8 protein-coding genes are annotated in these 17,416 nt (G+C 61.8%); 5 read left to right on the top strand and 3 right to left on the bottom strand.

Translation table 11 applies throughout. The features are described from left to right. Positions 1–175 precede the first annotated feature (175 nt). From BT204_RS18260 to BT204_RS18250, 3 genes are read left to right on the top strand one after another with little or no spacing between them, the layout of a single operon-like run. A complete protein-coding gene (locus tag BT204_RS18260) occupies positions 176–2,812 on the top strand; it encodes a Tc toxin subunit A (RefSeq protein ID WP_072447765.1) in 2,637 nt (878 codons plus the stop codon). A gap of 34 nt (positions 2,813–2,846) precedes the next feature. Further along, positions 2,847–7,526, top strand: coding sequence for a Tc toxin subunit A-related protein (locus BT204_RS18255; protein WP_072447764.1), 4,680 nt, complete (start codon positions 2,847–2,849; stop codon positions 7,524–7,526). After that, a complete protein-coding gene (locus BT204_RS18250) occupies positions 7,523–11,953 on the top strand; it encodes a SpvB/TcaC N-terminal domain-containing protein (RefSeq protein WP_072447762.1) in 4,431 nt (1,476 codons plus the stop codon). The genes BT204_RS18255 and BT204_RS18250 overlap by 4 nt, the downstream gene beginning before the upstream one ends. A 54-nt stretch (positions 11,954–12,007) precedes the next feature. Here the strand turns inward: BT204_RS18250 and BT204_RS18245 are convergent, their stop codons facing one another. From BT204_RS18245 to BT204_RS18235, 3 genes are all read right to left on the bottom strand, one after another. Continuing rightward, on the bottom strand, positions 12,008–14,902 hold the full coding sequence (locus BT204_RS18245) for an RHS repeat-associated core domain-containing protein (protein WP_072447760.1): 2,895 nt from the start codon (positions 14,900–14,902) through the stop codon (positions 12,008–12,010). A gap of 129 nt (positions 14,903–15,031) precedes the next feature. Next, positions 15,032–15,577, bottom strand: a complete 546-nt coding sequence (locus BT204_RS18240) for a putative natural product biosynthesis protein (RefSeq protein ID WP_072447758.1) — start codon at positions 15,575–15,577, stop codon at positions 15,032–15,034. A 62-nt stretch (positions 15,578–15,639) separates the two neighbouring features. After that, positions 15,640–16,023 (bottom strand): DUF2946 domain-containing protein, encoded by a 384-nt coding sequence (locus tag BT204_RS18235; protein ID WP_054918556.1) that lies wholly within the window; start codon positions 16,021–16,023, stop codon positions 15,640–15,642. A gap of 181 nt (positions 16,024–16,204) precedes the next feature. On the opposite strand from BT204_RS18235, the gene BT204_RS18230 reads away from it, so the two are divergent. Then, the gene (locus BT204_RS18230; protein ID WP_034125726.1) at positions 16,205–16,813 is read left to right on the top strand and encodes an SCO family protein; all 609 of its coding nucleotides are present in this window, start codon (positions 16,205–16,207) and stop codon (positions 16,811–16,813) included. Then, complete coding sequence (locus BT204_RS18225; protein WP_054896538.1) at positions 16,813–17,295, top strand: copper chaperone PCu(A)C; 483 nt, start codon at positions 16,813–16,815, stop codon at positions 17,293–17,295. Before BT204_RS18230 ends, BT204_RS18225 begins: the two co-directional genes overlap by 1 nt. Positions 17,296–17,416 lie beyond the last annotated feature (121 nt).

Here is a 17,416-nt window from a genome sequence, read left to right as displayed (position 1 = left end):
TCCTCGCAGCAAGGTTCGCGCGACAGTGACCCACAGGCCCTGTCGCGCTATCGATTTGCACCGATGATTTCTCCTCGCTCACTCAGCGATCCGGCCGACCGAGCCGGCCTGGCGCCCCATGCTAGCGTGCCATTGCCCTTGGCAGTGGCCGGGGGCTTTCAGGAGATTCATCACAATGGACACGCACTCCCCCACCTATACCCACCTGTTCAAAGAGGACTGGCACCTGCTGTGTTCGGCCTCTTCCATGGCGGCAATCGACTCCCCGATCGCCTACCTGAAGGCGTTATACCTGTTTGCCCAAGCGCTGGAAAAAAGCGGTAAAGGCAAACAGCCCAAGATCACCCTCGACCGGCGACGCCCCGAACTCAAGACACTGCCCCTGGACGAACGCGGCCTCAGCGCTGTGATTCCTCAACTCTCGATGATCAACGAAACCCTGTCCCGCCAGATCGACGCTCATCTCAAACAAACCCGCCGTGAATACCGCGGCCGCTCCCTTGATGAGGTGCTCGGCAGGCAACGCTTCCCCTTCGTGCTGCCGTTCGAACGCGCGCATCGCCAGTGCTGGCTCGGTTTGTCCGGCGGCAAGCCACAATTGGGCGAACTCAGTTACCGCATCAGCCTCAAGCTGCCCACCAGCCAGCGCGCGCAAAACACTTACGGCGTGGTCCGGCACGAGGCCTATGAAGCGCAACGTTTGCTGTCCGGGCTGAGCCCTGCCCAGCAGGTGTTATTGACCGAGCCTTTGTTAATAAGAACGGGAGACGTACAGGCAGAAGATTTTTTTACCCAGCACTATGGTACCCAGGAGCAGCCCCTTGAGGAGTTGTCCCACTGGTTGCAGAAAACCGGACTCACCGCCGATCAGACCGAAGCGCTACTGGCCTGCGGCAAGTATGTGCCGATGCTGTCGAGCAATGTTCTGGCAAGCGCCCTGCCAACGCCGCCGGCCAAGCTGCGCCTGCACAACGGTGCCGCGTACGTGAACGGGCCGATCACCGAGGCCGGCGCGACCCAGTCGCCCCTGTCGATCAATGCGCAGGACAAGGATGGTGCGCGCCTGCTCAATACCTCATGGGAACGTTACCAGCGCCTGCACCGAATGATCCGCCTGCAACGCTGGACGCAATTGCCCTTCGACGCACTCGACGCCCTGTCAACGAGCGTGGTGCGGCGTGAACACGAGGGCGACCCGGCGCGGCCCGCCAACGACAATACCCTGCGCGCACTGGGCGTCTATCGCTATCTGGAGCGCCGCTACAGCCTGTCATTGCAAGCCTTTGCCGCCGTGCTGGATGAGATACCGGTGTGGGCACCCGGCACTCGTCTGTCGCTGTACGACCAGCTGTTCAATCCCGGCCCGTTGCCAGGCCAGGCATTGACGCTGGACAGGCCGACCCTGGCCTTGAGGGAGGAAATCCCGACAACCCTGCGCCACCAGCTCTGTACCGGCCTGCACCTGAGCGACACCCCGGCCTCGTTGCACTGGCTGATCAAGCAGGCCCGCCTGCATCTACCCGCTTCTTGCCCAACGCTTACGTTTTATAGCGCGCTGTATCGCCAAACCCGTATCGCGCGATTGTTCGGGCTGTCAGTGCTCGACAGCTACCATGTGGCGGCGCTGCTGGGCGGTAAGGATTACACCGCACAACTGGTCAACCCGAGCCTGCGTCGCTCCGGCGTCAATGCCCCTGCCGACCTGCTCGATGTGCTGATGCAAATGGACTGGCTGGTCCGCTGGCTCAACGACACGGGTCAAACGGTTGATCAGCTTCGCCGCCAATTGCTATTGGATGCCCAATCCCCACCGCCCCACGTGCAGACGTACATCACCCAACTCGATGAGGTAATCGAACTGACCCGCCATGGCCTGTTGGCGCAAGAAGACCTCGCTGACCTGTCATTGCCCCAGCCCGAGTCTGACACCAAAGCGGCGCCCATTGCCTGGCATGCCCTCATCGTACAAGGGCTGCTGCACAGCCAACCGCTGCTCAAGCCCGCGCCGCCCAAAGAACTGCCCAATGGGCTGGTGCAGCTTATCGAAGCCCAGACCCTGAGCCTCGACCCAGAACGCAACACGGCTCTGCACAGCGATGCCAAACAGGCAGTGACCAAGAAGCTGGGCGCGTTCTACCAACAAATGCAGCCGCTGAAAGCAAAAATCGACACGCTGCTCAACGCTCCCTCACACCTTGCCGGTGACCCCGCCGCGTACCTGCAATGGCGCAAACTCGTGGTTCGACAAATTGCCCGAACCGCCACTGCCGAATCCACCACGGAGCTGCACAAAAATGTATTGCTGAGCCTGCCGGATGCCGAAGTGTCCTTGGGGCTGGCAGTGAGTCGTGAGGCCTTGCAGACCTTCGTGCTCCATCCGCACTGGCTGAGCCCGGACCACACCGCGGCCTCGCTGCTCAAGCTGACGCTGAGCACGCTGTACCTGCTGCAACGCTTTGCCCATTGCCTCAGCACCTACGGGCTGGCCCAGGACAGCGTGCTCGCCTATTTACAATGCGCCAATTCATCCTCCGTCGAAGGCTCCGCCATAACTGACAATGGGGCTTGCACCTCGCAACTGGCCGCATTGCTCAAGTGGGATGTCGATGAAATCAACCTGCTCGTTGAATCTCTGCCTGCCAAACAGGTGAGGACCCTGGCCGACCTGGACTGGCTCCTGCGTTGCCATGAAGCCGTCAGGCTCACCGGCCTTTCCGCCAGCGCCTTGCTCAAGGCTGCCGACCTGCATGCCACCTTGATGAATGAAGACTGGCAACACGTTGGCTCGGCATTGATCGCCACAACCCCCTAACCCCGTTGTATTTCGCCTGGTTCAAGGAATGACCATGTCTGACACCCTCACCCAACACCTCAACGAACACCTGCGCGACGCGATGCTGGGGTTCTACCTCAACAGCGTGCTGCCTGAAGACACGGCAGTGGCCGATACCGTCAAGACCGTAGACGATATCTATACCTATTGGCTGCTCGACCCCCAGGTCAGCCATACGGTGCCCACCACCCGTATCGCCAGCGCCATTGCCAGCCTGCAGCAGTACATCACAGGCATTTACCTGGGCCTGGAGCCCGGCTACGACGAACAGGGCATGAGCGCTGACGAGCAGAGCGAGTGGCGAGACCAGTTGCTGTCCTATTCACTGTGGCGTGCCCACCAGCAACTCCAGCACTACCCGGCCACCTACCTGAGCCCTGCATTGCGCCATGACAAAAGCGACAACTTCAGGCAACTGGAGAACCAGCTCAACCAATTTCGCATCGAGCCTGCGCCGCTGCAGACAGCCGTCCACAGTTACCTCAGCCGCTTCGAAGCACTTGCCAACATCAAGACCCTCAATGGTTATATCGACGGTGATAAAGACAGCTTTGCCAGCAGCACTTATTACTTCACCGGCAAGTCCAGTCCGGAAAACACCTATTACTGGCGCACGCTGAAAATGGCCTCGGGCGACGCGGCCACTCCGCCAGCCTGGTCCTCCTGGCAAAAGATCCCGCTGTCGATTGACGATAACGTCCCCGAACAGACGATTCGCCCGGTGGTGTTCAACGGGCGCCTCTTCGTGGTGTGGGCCCAATGCATCAACCCGACGTCCTCGTCGAGGGACATCACCCCGATTGGACGAGGTGATGTCGAATCGGAGAGGGAATACCAACAACGGCTGGAAACCCGGATAAAGACCACCTATCTACAGTTGCGCTTGTACTTTTCCTATAAAAAACTGGATGACAGTTGGAGCGTGCCGCAGGCCTGCATTCAGGAATACAGCCTTGCACAGGGCCTTGACGAATTGAGCTCGGAAGACCTGATGAGTGCCACTGCGTCCATCGCCGTACTCGATTCAAAAAGCCAACCGCCGTCACTGTTCCTGGGCCTGAGCGCACAGCCGAACCATCAAACGGCTTCCTCGCACAACGGCGTGCATCGGCATTTCTTTCAAGCGGTACGGCTGGATCAGCACTTCAACGTCCATTGGCTGGAAACCCTGGGCAGCACTCGGCGGATGTTCTCCTGGCATAAAGAGTCTGAACTGGCCGGGCGGTACCAGGCCCTGTTCGGGCACCACAACAGGTCAAGATTTCAATTCAGGGCGCCCGAAACGGTCCAGGTCAAAGTTCACTCCCTGACCAACAATGCGCCCCATGGCACCACCCATGGCTGGAATTACGAAGACAATCAACAGCATATCCGCAGTCTTTCGGCTGAGAGCGATATCCGGTTCAACCGAACGACGTCAGTACTGGAGGTCACCACTCGCCTGGCGAAACGCTTCGAACCGCACCGCACTGTCAGGTTCAGCAAGGCAGACGCAATGGCCAATTTGACCATCACCCTCAGCAGCAGTGGTCCTGCCCAGAACGAGATGCTGGCGTTAGGCCCCACTGCCGAGATTTTCCTGGAAAGCGCCAGGCTGGCAACCTTTTCCAACGTGCGCATCGACTTGACCCTCAAGTGCAACGAGACCGGCGTCAGCTATGCCCAATTCATAAAAAATGCAGCGAATCAGCCGACAACCTTTACCCTGCCGCAGATTGAAAAAGATCAAGAAACCCCGAAAAGCGCGACATTCAATCTGCGCGACCAACGCATTAGCCAAGAAGCCTTCGATTATTTTTTCAATACGCCGGACGCCACCTATACCGTCATTCTCTCGTTCTACAACAATCAAGCGGAGTCCAGCAGCCATGCCTACGACTTGGTACTGGACAAGGTCCAGGTCCAGCAGAAACAACGCCTGTACAAACCCGTGTTGATGTATCCCAGACAGGGAGACAGCGCTTTACCGGAAAGCCCTCATCGCAATAACACGGTACTCGTCGGCCTGGCAGACGCCTCTCGGCGCACCCTGCGCGACACGTTCACTGAACTCTCCGAAACGCACACGCTTGAGGCGCAGATCGAACTCTCCCCCTCGACCTTGCACCCCTACGACGAGGACTCCACTGACACGACGGCTTCCACATTGACGCTGATTCACGGCGTGTTGCTACTGGAAAGCGATGTGCATTACCCCGACCCCATCATCCTGGGCTACGCGCTGAAAACCGCGACTTTCACCCTGCCGCCCGATAACAGCACCCCCATCATTCCACTGGCTCCGTTTATCCGGCGACTCGCTACCCCGCCCTATGGCACGGCAGAGTTCATCGACTTCAGCGGGTCCACTATCGAGTCTCTCGATAAGCCTGAAAACAAACGAGCGCCCATACGCACCAACACCTGCGTGGCCGGGCTGCTGGCAAAAACCGCGGGCGCAGGTTTGCATGAGCTGTTTGCGTTGGCGCCGGATGCCTGGCGCGAGCCGCCCTTGCTAGGCGAGAAAAAGCCCAGTCCACTGGACTTTCACGGCCCCCATGGCACCTATTACTGGGAGTTGTTTCTTTACCTGCCCTGGCTGTTGGCACAACGCCTGAACCAGGAGCAACAATACGCCGAGGCCGAAACGTGGATACGCTACGTGTTCGATCCCGTACACCCATCCGGGTTCTGGCGCCTGCCTGCGCTGCTTACCAGTGCGCCACAACGCCACGACGTCTCGTCCGTGTCCCACCCATTGGCGACAAGCAGCGCGGTACATTTTCGTCAGGCGCTGTACCTGCTGTACGTCGACATCCTGCTCAATCGCGGGGATGCGGCCTACCGGCAAATGACCCGTGACGGCCTGGCCGACGCCAAGTTGTGGTACATCCGCGTCAAGGGCTTGCTCGGGCCAAGGCCGCCGCTCAACCCGGTCGATCCCTGGGCAGCCACGACCCTGGACAAACTGCAAAACCCTTCCACGCTCGATAGCACGACAGTACCTGCGGGCACCTCGCGGCTGTGTCGGTCCCTGAGCCCTGATTTGCTGCTGCGCTGGGACAAGATCGAATCTCGCCTGCACAACCTGCGCCATCACCTGGATCTGACCGGCAAACCCTTGAGTCTGCCGCTGTACGCCGCGACCCTGACGCCTCAAACGCTGCTTGCCGCGTACCAGCAAGGGGCGGTCGGCGCCAGCCTGCGCCCGTCGCTGCGTACCGCCCAGGCCGCGCACTATCGCTTCCAGGTGCTGCTGGGACACGCCTTGCAAGCGGTCGACAACCTGATCCAGTTGGGGACGACCTTACTGTCGTTGTTCGAACGCAAAGAGCAGGCCCAGTACCTGGAAACCCAGCAGCAGCAAGCCTGGGACTTGGCGAGGCTGGCCGTCGAGCAACAGGCCCAGGCCGTACAGTTCGATGCGAGGAACCAGGAGGCGCTGTTGGCAGGACGCCGCATGGTCGAAGCGCGGGTGGCGTTCTTCGAACAGCAGCTCAAGCGGGGCATCAGCCCGGCCGAGGCCCAGGCCACCCAGGAGTACCAGGACAGTGCACGCTGGGACACCGCCGCCGCCGTGGCACAAGCCGGCGCGGGGCTGGCGATGCTGATACCGAATATTTTTGGCACCTCCAACGGCGGCGTGCGCTACGAGGGCGCTTTTCACGCCCTGCACGCGGCGTCCCAAGGCATTGCCAATGAAAAGCGCGCCAACGCTGCCCACCTGGACCGCACCGACCTGTTTGCCCGACGCGCCGCCGAGTGGGCCCATTCGCTTGAACAGGCACGCCTTGAGCTGGCCCAGGTCGACGCGCAACTGCAGGCTTATACCGAACAGCAAGCCCATACCCGCTTGCAACTGGGCCTGGCCCAGACCAGCCTGACCCAGGCACGAAGCCTGTACGACCAGCTCGGCAAACGCTTTACCAACGCCCAACTGTATCAATGGCTCAATGGCCAACTTTCCACTTTCTACTACCAAGCCTATGACTCGACCCTGTCGCTGTGCCTGGCGGCCGAGGCCTGCTGGCAGGAAGAACGGGCTCAGTGGGACAAGCACTTCATTCAAACCCAGCATTGGACCCATCAATATCGCGGCTTCAGCGCCGGCGAAGCGCTCAAGCAAAATCTACTGAGCATGAGTAACGCCTACGTCACCCACAACGAACGTTTGCTGGAGATCACTAAAACCGTGTCGCTGCGCCATCTGCACAGCCAAGACCCGATGGCCACGCGCGACATGCCCTGGGCCGCGCTTAAAGCCGACCTGGTAAAAACCGGCACCTTGACCTTTGAACTGACCCTCAAGCTGTTTGACGACGACTACCCAGGCCATTACCTGCGGCGTATCAAGCACGTCAGTGTGTCCCTGCCCGCCACGCTGGGCCCCTATGAAGACATCAAGGCCATCCTGACCCAAACCGCCAATACCACGCACGTCACCCCAGCGACCAGACACACCGAAGCCGCGGTAAAAAAAGACCTGCGCGCCAAACAGCAAATCGCCCTGTCCAGCGGGCTCAACGACAGCGGATTGTTCACCTTGAACTTCGACAGCGACGAGCGTTACCTGCCGTTCGAATACACAGGAGCGATCTCCACCTGGCAACTGACCTTTCCCAACCATGCCCGGCAAAACGCTCTGCTCGAATCCCTCACCGATATCATCGTGCACCTGCGCTACACCGCTAAAAACACCGGAGGTCAACGATGAGCGTGCAGTCGCCCGAACTCTTGGAACCTAAGATTCCTGCGTTGCCCAAGGGCGGTGGCGCCATCCAGGGCCCCGGCGCGCAATGGGGCGCCGTGGGCACACGGGGTGAGGCGTGCCTGGAGGTGCCCTTGCCCATTTCGCCGGGCCGTGGCTTCACGCCGGCCTTGAGCCTGGGTTATCGCAGCGCCCAAGGCAACGGGCCCTTCGGCCTCGGCTGGGCGATGTCGGCAGGCGCCATCAGCCGTGATACCCGCAAAGGCGTACCGGCCTACGGTGATGACGACCGTTTCATCAGCCCCCAAGGCATCGACATGATCCCTGAGCGTGATGCCGACGGCGAAGTTCAGGCCACGACCTGGGACCACTATAACGGCCTGGCCCTGGGTGAATCCCACCGAGTGGTGCGCTATTTTCCGGTGATAGAAGCGCGCTTCGACCGTATCGAGCATTGGTCTTGCGAAAGCGACAAGGCCGGGTTCTGGCTGGTTCAGGGGGCCGACGGCTGCGTGCACCTGTTCGGCAAGACCCTGATCGCGCGCTGTGCAGACCCGAACGACGATCTACGTGTTGCCCAATGGCTGTTGCAGGAAAGCCTCAACCCCCTGGGTGAGCAGATCTATTACCACTACAAACACGACGACCAGCCGCCAAGCGCCGCCAGGGACTATCGCGCCCAGCGTTATCTGGCGCGGGTGTGCTACGGCAACCTCAAGCCCCTTGAGCATCTGGCGCTGTGGCGCGCGGACGCCCTTGCTGACAAGCAATGGCACTTCGAACTGCTGCTGGATTATGGTGAACGCCACACCGGCCTGAGCCAAGTGCCGACCTATGCCGAACAACACGCTTGGCCGGTCCGCAACGACCCGATCAGCAGTTATGCCTATGGCTTTGAACTCGGCACCCTGCGGCGGTGCCAGCAAGTGCTGATGTTTCATTACTTCCCCGACGAGCCGAGCCTGGGCGCCGAGCCGGTGCTGACGCGGCGTCTGTTGCTGGAGTACACCCATCGCCACGCCATCGGCAGTTGCCTGAACGCCGTGCACAACCAGGCCTTTGACGCCCAGGGAAACGCCAGTGCCTGGCCGCCCCTGGAACTGGCCTACAGCGCCTTCGTGCCGACGCTGGACGCCGCGCGCTACCAAGCGTTCGACGCCATGGCGGGCGTCAACGATGGGCAGCATTATCAACTGGTGGACCTGTACCGCGACGGCTTGCCGGGCATCCTGCACCGCACCGATAAAAGCTGGTACTACCGCGAGCCGCTCAGGGCCCCCGGCCCGGCCAGCAGCAATGCGCTGATCTATGGTCCATGGCAGGCCCTGCCACGCATCCCCCTCGCCGATACCGTCCAAGCCACGCGCCAGGCACTGGCGGATCTTGACGGCGATGGGCATCTGGAATGGGTGGTGGCGCAACCGGGGCTGAGTGGTTTTTTCAGCCTCGACTCGCAGCGGCAATGGTCGGGTTTCGTGCCTTTTGCGGCGATGCCCCAGGAGTTTTTCCATCCCCACGGGCAACTGGCCGACCTGATGGGCAGTGGGAGGCTGGACCTGGCCTTGATCGGCAGCCGTAGCGTGCGCCTGTATGCTCAGCGCCAGGACGGGGGGTTTGATCCTGGCCAGGAGGTGCGCCATGCGCCTGACGATGAGGGGCTACCCACCCTCAGCCATTCGCCGGCTGAATTGATCGCCTTTTGCGACCCCCTGGGCAGCGGCCAACAACACCTGGTGCGTATCCGCCATAACGAAATCAAATGCTGGCCCAACCTCGGCCGTGGACGCTTCGGCAAAGGGTTTGTCTTCGCCACACTGGCGTTCGACCACGCCAGCTTCGATGCCGCCCATATTCGCCTCGCCGACCTGGATGGTTCAGGCGCGGTGGACCTGATTTACCTGGCGCCTGAACACGTACAGATCTATATGAACCGCGCCGGCAGCGGGCTGGCATCGGAGCCACTGACATTGCCTTGGCCCGAGGGCGTGCGCCATGACGCGACGTGCCAGGTCAGCTTTGCCGACCTTCAAGGCCTGGGCTGTTCCAGCCTGATCCTGAGCGTGCCGCACATGACCCCCCAGCACTGGCGGTATGACTTCGTCAGTCTCAAACCGTATTTGTTAACCGCCACGCTCAACAACCGGGGGGCCACCACCCAGCTGAGCTACCGCAGCAGCGCCCAGGAATGGCTCGACGAAAAACAGCACTGGCAAACCTTGGGAGTGCCCCAAGGCAGTAGCCTTGCGTTCCCAGTGCAGGTGGTCAAGCGGCAACAGCAAAAGGACCTGGTCAGCGGCAACCGCTCCACCCAGTATTTTCGTTACCGGCAAGCCTGCTATGACCGTGAGGAGCGCCAGTTCCTCGGCTTTGGCCTGGTGTTGCACACCGAGCAACCCCCTACGGCCGATGCGCAGCCTGGGGTGTTGACCAAACGCTGGTTCCACACCTTTGAGCCCTCGCAGGAGGCTTTTTACCCGGGCGACCCACAGGCGCCCGCGCTGGGGCCAACCCTGCTGGGCCAGTTGGAGGCCGGGCGCACAGGAGACACGCTGATCACCACGCCCGTCGCAACCACCCGCCGCGCGATGCAGCGTGCATTGGCGGGGAGCCTGCTGCGGGAAGAGGTTTATGCCGCCGCCGATTCGCCACCACAGGCAGTGCCGTATTTGGTGCAGCAACAGCGCTATCTCATACGGCAATTAAGCCCGTCGGCCAAGGCCGGCGAACCGGCGGTGCTGCTGCCACTGTTGCTGGAGTCGCTGACCTGTCGCTACGAGCGCCAACCGGACGACCCGTGCTGCCGGCACATCCTCAATCTGCGCTGGGACCGCTACGCCGGCAATCTGCACAGCGTGGTGGTCGACTATGCCCGTCGCAGGACAGCCAGCGACTCCCCACCGCCCGGGCCAGCCCACCAGCAGCAGTGGTGGCGTGACGCACACGACTCAGCGCAGCAGACGTATTACCTCAACGAAACCCGCGCCCGCTTCATTCACCTGGACGCCGCGCAGCGCTGGCGCTTGCACTTGCCCTACCAGCAACGAAGCAACGTGCTGGTGCTGAGCAAAGAGGCGTTAGCGATTGAAAAAATAAGCTATGAACACTTCATCGCGCAGGGCCCGTCCGATCCATTGGGAACAGCGGCCGAACGCAGGCTGGGGGGGCTGTCGGTGCAGCACTACTGCGTGGCGGAGCACACCGAACCCTTGCCGGCCGGCACCGCGAGTTTTCAGGCGCTGCCTGCCTATATCGAGACGGCCGAACTCGATCAGCAAGCGCTGGAGGTATATGAGGGCCGCACTGTCACTGCTACGCTCAGTGCACAGCACTATCGGGCCATGGCCGCGTTCCTGTCACCGGACCCCGGGCAGGACGAGGCCATCACCCTGTGGTCCCTCGGCCAGGGTTACACCCGCTACGGCCAGGCCGAAATGTTCTATCGGCCTCGTCGGCATCAGGCGAGCCTGAGCCATGGGTTCACGCAGTCCGAGTACGACCGCTATGGGCTGTACATCATCAAAGTGCAATTGGCGGACGGCTGCACGACCCAGGCGCAGTACGACTACCGCCTTGGCCTGCCGGTGACGGTGACTGACGCACAGCGTACACAACGCTACGCGCACTACGACGCCCACGGGCAGCTGCTGGCGACCGGCCTCAAGGGTGAGGAGCAAGGAAAGCCCGTCGGCCATGACGCCCCTACGCCCTTCATCCGCACGCCCGATACGGGCCCGGCGCAGGCCCTGGCTGATCCGAAGGCGGCGTTGCTCAACGCTCAAAGCGCGTGCTTCTACGACGTGTTCAGTTGGATGGGGCGCATTCCACCCGCCAGCATCCAGGCGCAATGGGTAAGCAACGGTTACCTGCTGCCCAGCGGGCATATTCGTGCCTCGGCGTTGGCACGCCTGAACAGCCTGAGCGCTGCGCTCCCCCATCATCAAACCCTCAAGCGCATGATTCAGGCGGCCAGGCAAGTGCCGGTGCACGTCGTGGTACTGCACGCCGACCGTTGGCAAGGCACGTCGCAAACGGCGCAGATCCAGGTAGCCCTCGCCTTCAGCGACGGCTTTGGCCGCGTGCGGCAAACCCAGGAAAAGGCGCAACCGGGCCCGGCCTTTGCAGTCGATGACGCCGGTATGTTGAGCGCGGGTGCCGAGCCAACCGATGCCACTCGCCGTTGGCGGATCAGCGGCCGTGTGGAGTATGACAATCAGGGTTGCCTGGCGCGCACCTGGCGACCTTATTTTGCCGACCGTGCCGGCTATATCGACGATGCGGCCTTCAACACCTTGCGTCCCAGCGAGCAGCACTTTCATGACGCGTTGGGGCGCCCGGTACGCGTGCTCAATGCCAATGGCGACACGCGGCGCCAGACCTACCACGCCTGGTACAGCATCGCTGAAGACGAAAACGACACGCACGCGCCGGCCTGACAACAGAGCCGGGCCGTTACACGGCCCGCGCTCCTTGGCCTGACGTTGCGCGTATTAACGGCGGTGAGGGTCCATCACCCTGACCGCCCGATAGTTAAGCCCACTGATGTGCTGGATCATCACCCGATAGGCGCCACGACCGCGCTGCCCGCGATAACGCGGCAAGTCAAAACTGCGGACATTCTGCCCACCCGCCATGGCATGGCCGGTATGAAAATCCAGTGTGCGGTCTTCCAGCCGATCAATCACCCTTCTGAGAATTTCACCTCCGGGGCCATGTAATTCATTCTGAATAGGTGTGACGTCAATCTGGAGGGGCTCAGGCACCAGCCCGGAGGAAGGTCCCGGGCTTACCGGCTGCGCGGCGGGCACCTCAGAAGCGGAGCCTCTGCGGCCCACGCTCGTGACCCTGGTTTGCGGTTGTACTTCGGTGTGGGTCAGCCCAGCCGCTGGCAGCGGGCTGGCGCCCACTTTGCGTGCCGGGGCGCGCAGTTCTATGCCTACAAACCCCAACCTGGCAAGCGTAAAGCTAGGGTTACGCTCCGTTCGTGAGGCTGTTTCAGCCCGGTCCCGATGCTCGGTGGGCCCAACGTACCCATAAAGACCGCCCCGCGCTGCCGGGGTCAGCCCGTAGGACAGACTCTTAGTGTCAGCGGTAGCCAGACGGTGTTCCAGGAAAAATTCCGCCAACTCGCTGACTTCATGTTCGGTAGCGCCCTGTCGGCGGCCCAGCTCTTGCGCACCGACCGTTACGGACTGCTCATAGAACGCTCTGCGCTGAACGTCAGTGGTGCCTAATCGCTGAAGCGCGTAAAGCGCCACGCCCACCACACCTGAAATCAGCCCGAAATAAGCCAGTTCAGCCCTATAGCCTATCTCTACCCCTACTCCGTGCCCGATCAACAACACCAGGAGCAGAACCGTCACCACCTCCAGCATCGAGCGGCGCTGCAAACCGTCTTCGTCTACATAACCCATGGGGTTGTTCCCCACCATCGCATACAGGTTCAACCCATCCACATCCCCCGCCGGGTCAGCGCTGATCCACCGCAACAACCACGGCGCGTAGTACCTGAAGCCGTAGTAATACAGCCCGCTGGCGTCGCGCTCCTTGCCCGAATAACGTCGGGTTTTATAGTTCGCCTCCAAGGCACTTTTTGCCGCCCACCAGGCAGTAGCGCCGAAGGGGTAATAACTTTCCTGGCTCAACAGGCCGGCTGCCTCGTCCAGCTCCAGAGTGCCGCTGCCCAAATGATCGTCGAGGCTGAACCGCAGTTGCTCGTCCTGCATCTCGTCGGGGCGCTGCTGCTCCCACTGCAGCCCTCTGACCGAATGGCGCCCGCCCGGAGCAAGCACCACGTTCAACCACTCGCCATCCGGCCCGTGGCGATGCAGCTCCAGCCCTGGCAGATAAAGCACTTCATGGGTGTGAGTCTGCGTCTTGCCATGTGCCACGCGACGCTTGATGACTCGCTGGCCGGCGCCGTCGTACAGATACACCTCATCGTCATGTTCGCCATTGTCACGCAGCACCTGCGCGACGCGAACCAACTGGTTGCGCCCGTTCCAGGTCAACGCCTGACCAGGCGCCAGAGCCTGGAGATTGCCACGTTGGTCGAAGCCGTTGCCCAGGCCCGGCGCCTTTGCGCCCTCGCGAGCAATCACGCTGTGATTGCTGTGTTCACCCACCTGCATCCGTTGGGTATAACCGCTGCCGGTGCTGGGCACATGGCGCATCTGCGTCAGGTTACTGGCCGAGTCGTAGGCATAGTGGCGGGTGTAGTTGCCCCAGAGGTTGTCGTCTGTGGCGCCGAACGTGATTCGCCCCGGCAGTGCGGATGCGCCGGTATTGCGCGCGTTTTCACGGCCGGTGGCCTTGATCAATCGCGACAGGCTGTCGTATTCGAATGTGCTTACTGCCTCCACCTGCACGTTGCTGGCCCAGCGGGTCGGCTGCGCCGCATCGCGGATGCGCAACACATTGCCGACCCGGTCGTAGCTGTAGAAGAGGTCTTGCAGTCGCTTGCCTGCCGAATCCTTGAGGTGGGCGCTCAAGCGTGTCAAACGTCCATCGGTGTCCGAATACTCGGCAACGCTGAGCACGCCATTACCCAAGCGTTCGCTCAACACCTGGCCCGAGGCGTTGACGCTGCGTTGATCCACCAGGGTCTTGCGCGCTCCGCTTTTGAACAGGATCTCGCTTTTCGTCAACTGGCCGTCGACACCGTATTGAGATTGCTGGCGATTGCCGCGCGCGTCGACCTGCTCCAGGCGTTGCCCCAGCGCGTCGTGCTGCCAGGTGGTGGTGAAGGTCTGAGCTTGCAACTGCGCATCCCGCTCACTCACGGGCAGCGGCCAGTCGGGCACGGTGTGCGACGTGCACAGGCGCCGGGTTTGCTCGGTGATGTTGCCTTGCACGTCGTAGCGCTCAACGAGCAACGTGCCTGCCGGGTCATCGTGACGAATCATGCGCCCACAGCGATTGCGAGCCGCCTCCGTGGACGTCATGCCCGCGTAACTCATGCGCTCGACACAGCGTTCAGCCGCCGCCTCCTCCGCGCGCTCGAATACCGCGACGGGGCGCAGCAACGGGTCGTATTCGAACCGCTGGCGCGTGCCTCGACTGTCCCACTGTTGCACGACCTGGCCGCCACTGCCGAGCAAGCGCGTCTGACGGCCCGCATCCACGCTGTCGGTGCTCAGCACTTGCCCGCTCAAGCTATAACGATGAGACAGATTGGGCCGCACGTCGGGATCGGCAGCGTGCAACTCGAACAGCCTGGGGTCCCACTGTTGCTGCAACAGGCCGCGAGCGTCGAACACCTGCCGCGTGACCTGCGCGCTGGGTGATTGCTGCGCGGTATTGCGATGGTACGCCACGCTGCGCACGGTCAACCCTCGCGGGTCGACCACCGTCAGCGTGGGCGTGTTGTGATGCAAAGAAGACATAACCTGATGACCTGGAAACCAAAGAAGCCTAGAGCCTAGTCATCAAGCCGGTGCCAGCCTGCGGGCTCCGCACGCTGCGCAGTGTGCGGCGCTTCCGAGGGTGTCGTGAGGCTTACCGGACGCGGCGCTTCATGGCACCGGCAGCCAACCGCTGAAAGCACCTTGGGCACCCAACGGGGACCAGGCAAAATCCCAGGCGGGCGGCGGCAATGCCGGTCGCGGCGCGGCTATCGAAGGGTGGCCCTTCCAGTCGAACAGGGTGCAATCGCGCCAGCTCAAGACAATGCCTGCCGCCGGGCTGTCATCCGTCAGCACCCAGCGCGCAGCAGCGGCGGCCATGAAGGCCTCGATCGGCTCCTCATCGACCTGCGTGCGGTACGTCGAACTCAGCAACCAGCGGCATACGTTCAGATGGTACGTCCAGTCCAGCGGCGGCTGGTTGCGATAGGCCCAGGTCATGAAGGCGCGAAACAGGTTCAAGCCCTCCGGTGGGTCGAGCTTGAGCAACGCCGGGCAGATGTCGAACAAGGTATGCCAGTGAGGCAGCAGGCGTGCATCCAGGTGCACGAAGCAGCGCGAATTACTCGGGTAATCAGACAGCGCCGGTTGCGCACGCAGGCGCCGCGACGCCTTGCTGACCAGGCGGCCGGCGTCGGCAGGCAATTGAGGGTTCATAGAGTGTTCTCACAATCGTGACGAGAGAATGCCTCCTGGTTACAGGAAGCCCAAGGCACACGTCAGGATGCGGGAGAAGCGCGGGGGTTGGCCGAGGGCCAGGAATAGCGCGGCGGCGCCTTATTGCGCCGCTCATGGGCGACACGCGGGGCTTGGGTGAGGCCGAGCAGCCAGGCCAGGCCGATCAGAAACACCAGGGCAACGGTAACCGCGTTGCACACCGGGCAGGCAAAGTAGTTCGAGATGTTGCTGGAGGACGGGTTCGCCAACCCTTTGTCGGAAATTGGCGACTGACCGCCGTCCACCGAACAGAACAGCCCGCCGATGCCGTTGAGCTGCTGCCCCATCATCTGGCCATGCCCCAAACCGCAGGCGAACAGGTTCATCAGCACGCAGAAGTACAGGGCCCAGGCGATCAGTGAGCGGTCAGAGTGGCGCAATTTCATGGCGGCGACTCTACCACCGAAGCCATAAAAGAAAGAAATGCGACGCGCCCCTGTGGCAGAACGTCGCAGATTACGCGCGCCGGCCAGGGTTGCTAGACTCTGCACCCTTCTCGTTACTCCTTTTCAAAGCCTGGCGGAGCAGCTCCACGGCCCTACAGGCGTTTCACAGGATGCACAGTTGATGAGTACGTTATTCACCCGCCGCAAAGTGCTGACCGGCATGGGCCTATTGGGTCTGGGCAGCCTGCTGGGCGGCTGTGACTACAGCCCCAAGCTGAACTTCAAGTACGGCAAGGACCTCAGTGACAAGATCATGGGCCGCACCTTCAAGCTCAAGAACACCGACGGCGAAACCGTCACCCTGAGCTCGTACCGCGGCCTGATGCCGGTGGTGTTCTTCGGCTTCACCCAGTGCCCGGCCGTCTGCCCGACAGCCCTGGCCCGCGCCGCCCAGGCCAAGAAGCTGATGGGCCGCGATGGCAAGATCATGCAGGTGGTGTTCATCACCCTGGACCCCGAGCGCGACACCCCCGAAATTCTCGACAACTACGTCAAGGCCTTCGACCCAAGCTTCGAAGCGCTCTACGGCACCCCGGAAGAAATCGCCGTGGCCGCCAAGGAGTTCGGGATCTTTTATGAAAAGATCCCCGCCGGCGACACTTATACCCTCTCCCACACCGCCACCAGTTTCGTGTTCGACACCCGTGGCAACCTGCGCCTTGGCTTGCAGGCATCCCTTACCGCTCAAGAGTGCGCAGAAGACCTGCTCACCGTCATGGAGGTCTGCTAATGACTGCCGTTCAACACCTCAAGCGTCTCACCCTCGGTCTAACCCTGCTGGGCCTCGCTGCCCACGCCAGTGCCCAGGTACAAGTCACTGACGCCTGGGTACGCGCCTCCGTAGTGGGCCAACCGTCCAGTGGCGCCTTCATGACCCTCACAGCCGACAGCGACAGCAAACTGTTGAGCGTGGCATCGCCAGTGGCCAAGGACGTGCAGATTCATGAGATGAGCATGAAGGACGACGTCATGCGCATGGGCCCGGTGGGCTCGGTGGCCCTGCCTGCCGGCAAAGCCGTCAAGCTCGACCCCAACGGCTACCACGTCATGTTGATGGGCCTGACCGGCCAGATCAAGGAAGGCGACCAGGTACCACTGACCCTTACGGTAGAAGATGCCAAGGGTGAAAAGCAGGCCGTCGAAGTGAAGGCAACGGCGCGTGGGCTGGATGGCATGGACCACAGCAAGATGGACCATAGCAAGATGCATTGATTGCGCAAACAAGCCTGCAGCGCTTGCTCTGCTCCCCGGTAACGTTGGTTGAGGGTTGCCCCTCAACCATAGAATCTCCCACAGTTTGATTGCCGGGAGTGATCAGATAGGCTGTCAGGCC

It is taken from the genome of Pseudomonas sp. NFPP02 (genome assembly GCF_900119355.1).
Lineage (GTDB): Bacteria > Pseudomonadota > Gammaproteobacteria > Pseudomonadales > Pseudomonadaceae > Aquipseudomonas > Aquipseudomonas paracarnis.
Note: the sequence above shows the minus strand (reverse complement) of the source record. Positions and strands in the feature narration are given on the sequence as shown.

Coding starts and splice junctions, on each gene's coding strand:
- BT204_RS18230 (WP_034125726.1), top strand. CDS start 16,205: ATGAGTACGTTATTCACCCGCCGCAAAGTGCTGACCGGCATGGGCCTA.
- BT204_RS18225 (WP_054896538.1), top strand. CDS start 16,813: ATGACTGCCGTTCAACACCTCAAGCGTCTCACCCTCGGTCTAACCCTG.
- BT204_RS18245 (WP_072447760.1), bottom strand. CDS start 14,902: ATGTCTTCTTTGCATCACAACACGCCCACGCTGACGGTGGTCGACCCG.
- BT204_RS18260 (WP_072447765.1), top strand. CDS start 176: ATGGACACGCACTCCCCCACCTATACCCACCTGTTCAAAGAGGACTGG.
- BT204_RS18250 (WP_072447762.1), top strand. CDS start 7,523: ATGAGCGTGCAGTCGCCCGAACTCTTGGAACCTAAGATTCCTGCGTTG.
- BT204_RS18255 (WP_072447764.1), top strand. CDS start 2,847: ATGTCTGACACCCTCACCCAACACCTCAACGAACACCTGCGCGACGCG.
- BT204_RS18240 (WP_072447758.1), bottom strand. CDS start 15,577: ATGAACCCTCAATTGCCTGCCGACGCCGGCCGCCTGGTCAGCAAGGCG.
- BT204_RS18235 (WP_054918556.1), bottom strand. CDS start 16,023: ATGAAATTGCGCCACTCTGACCGCTCACTGATCGCCTGGGCCCTGTAC.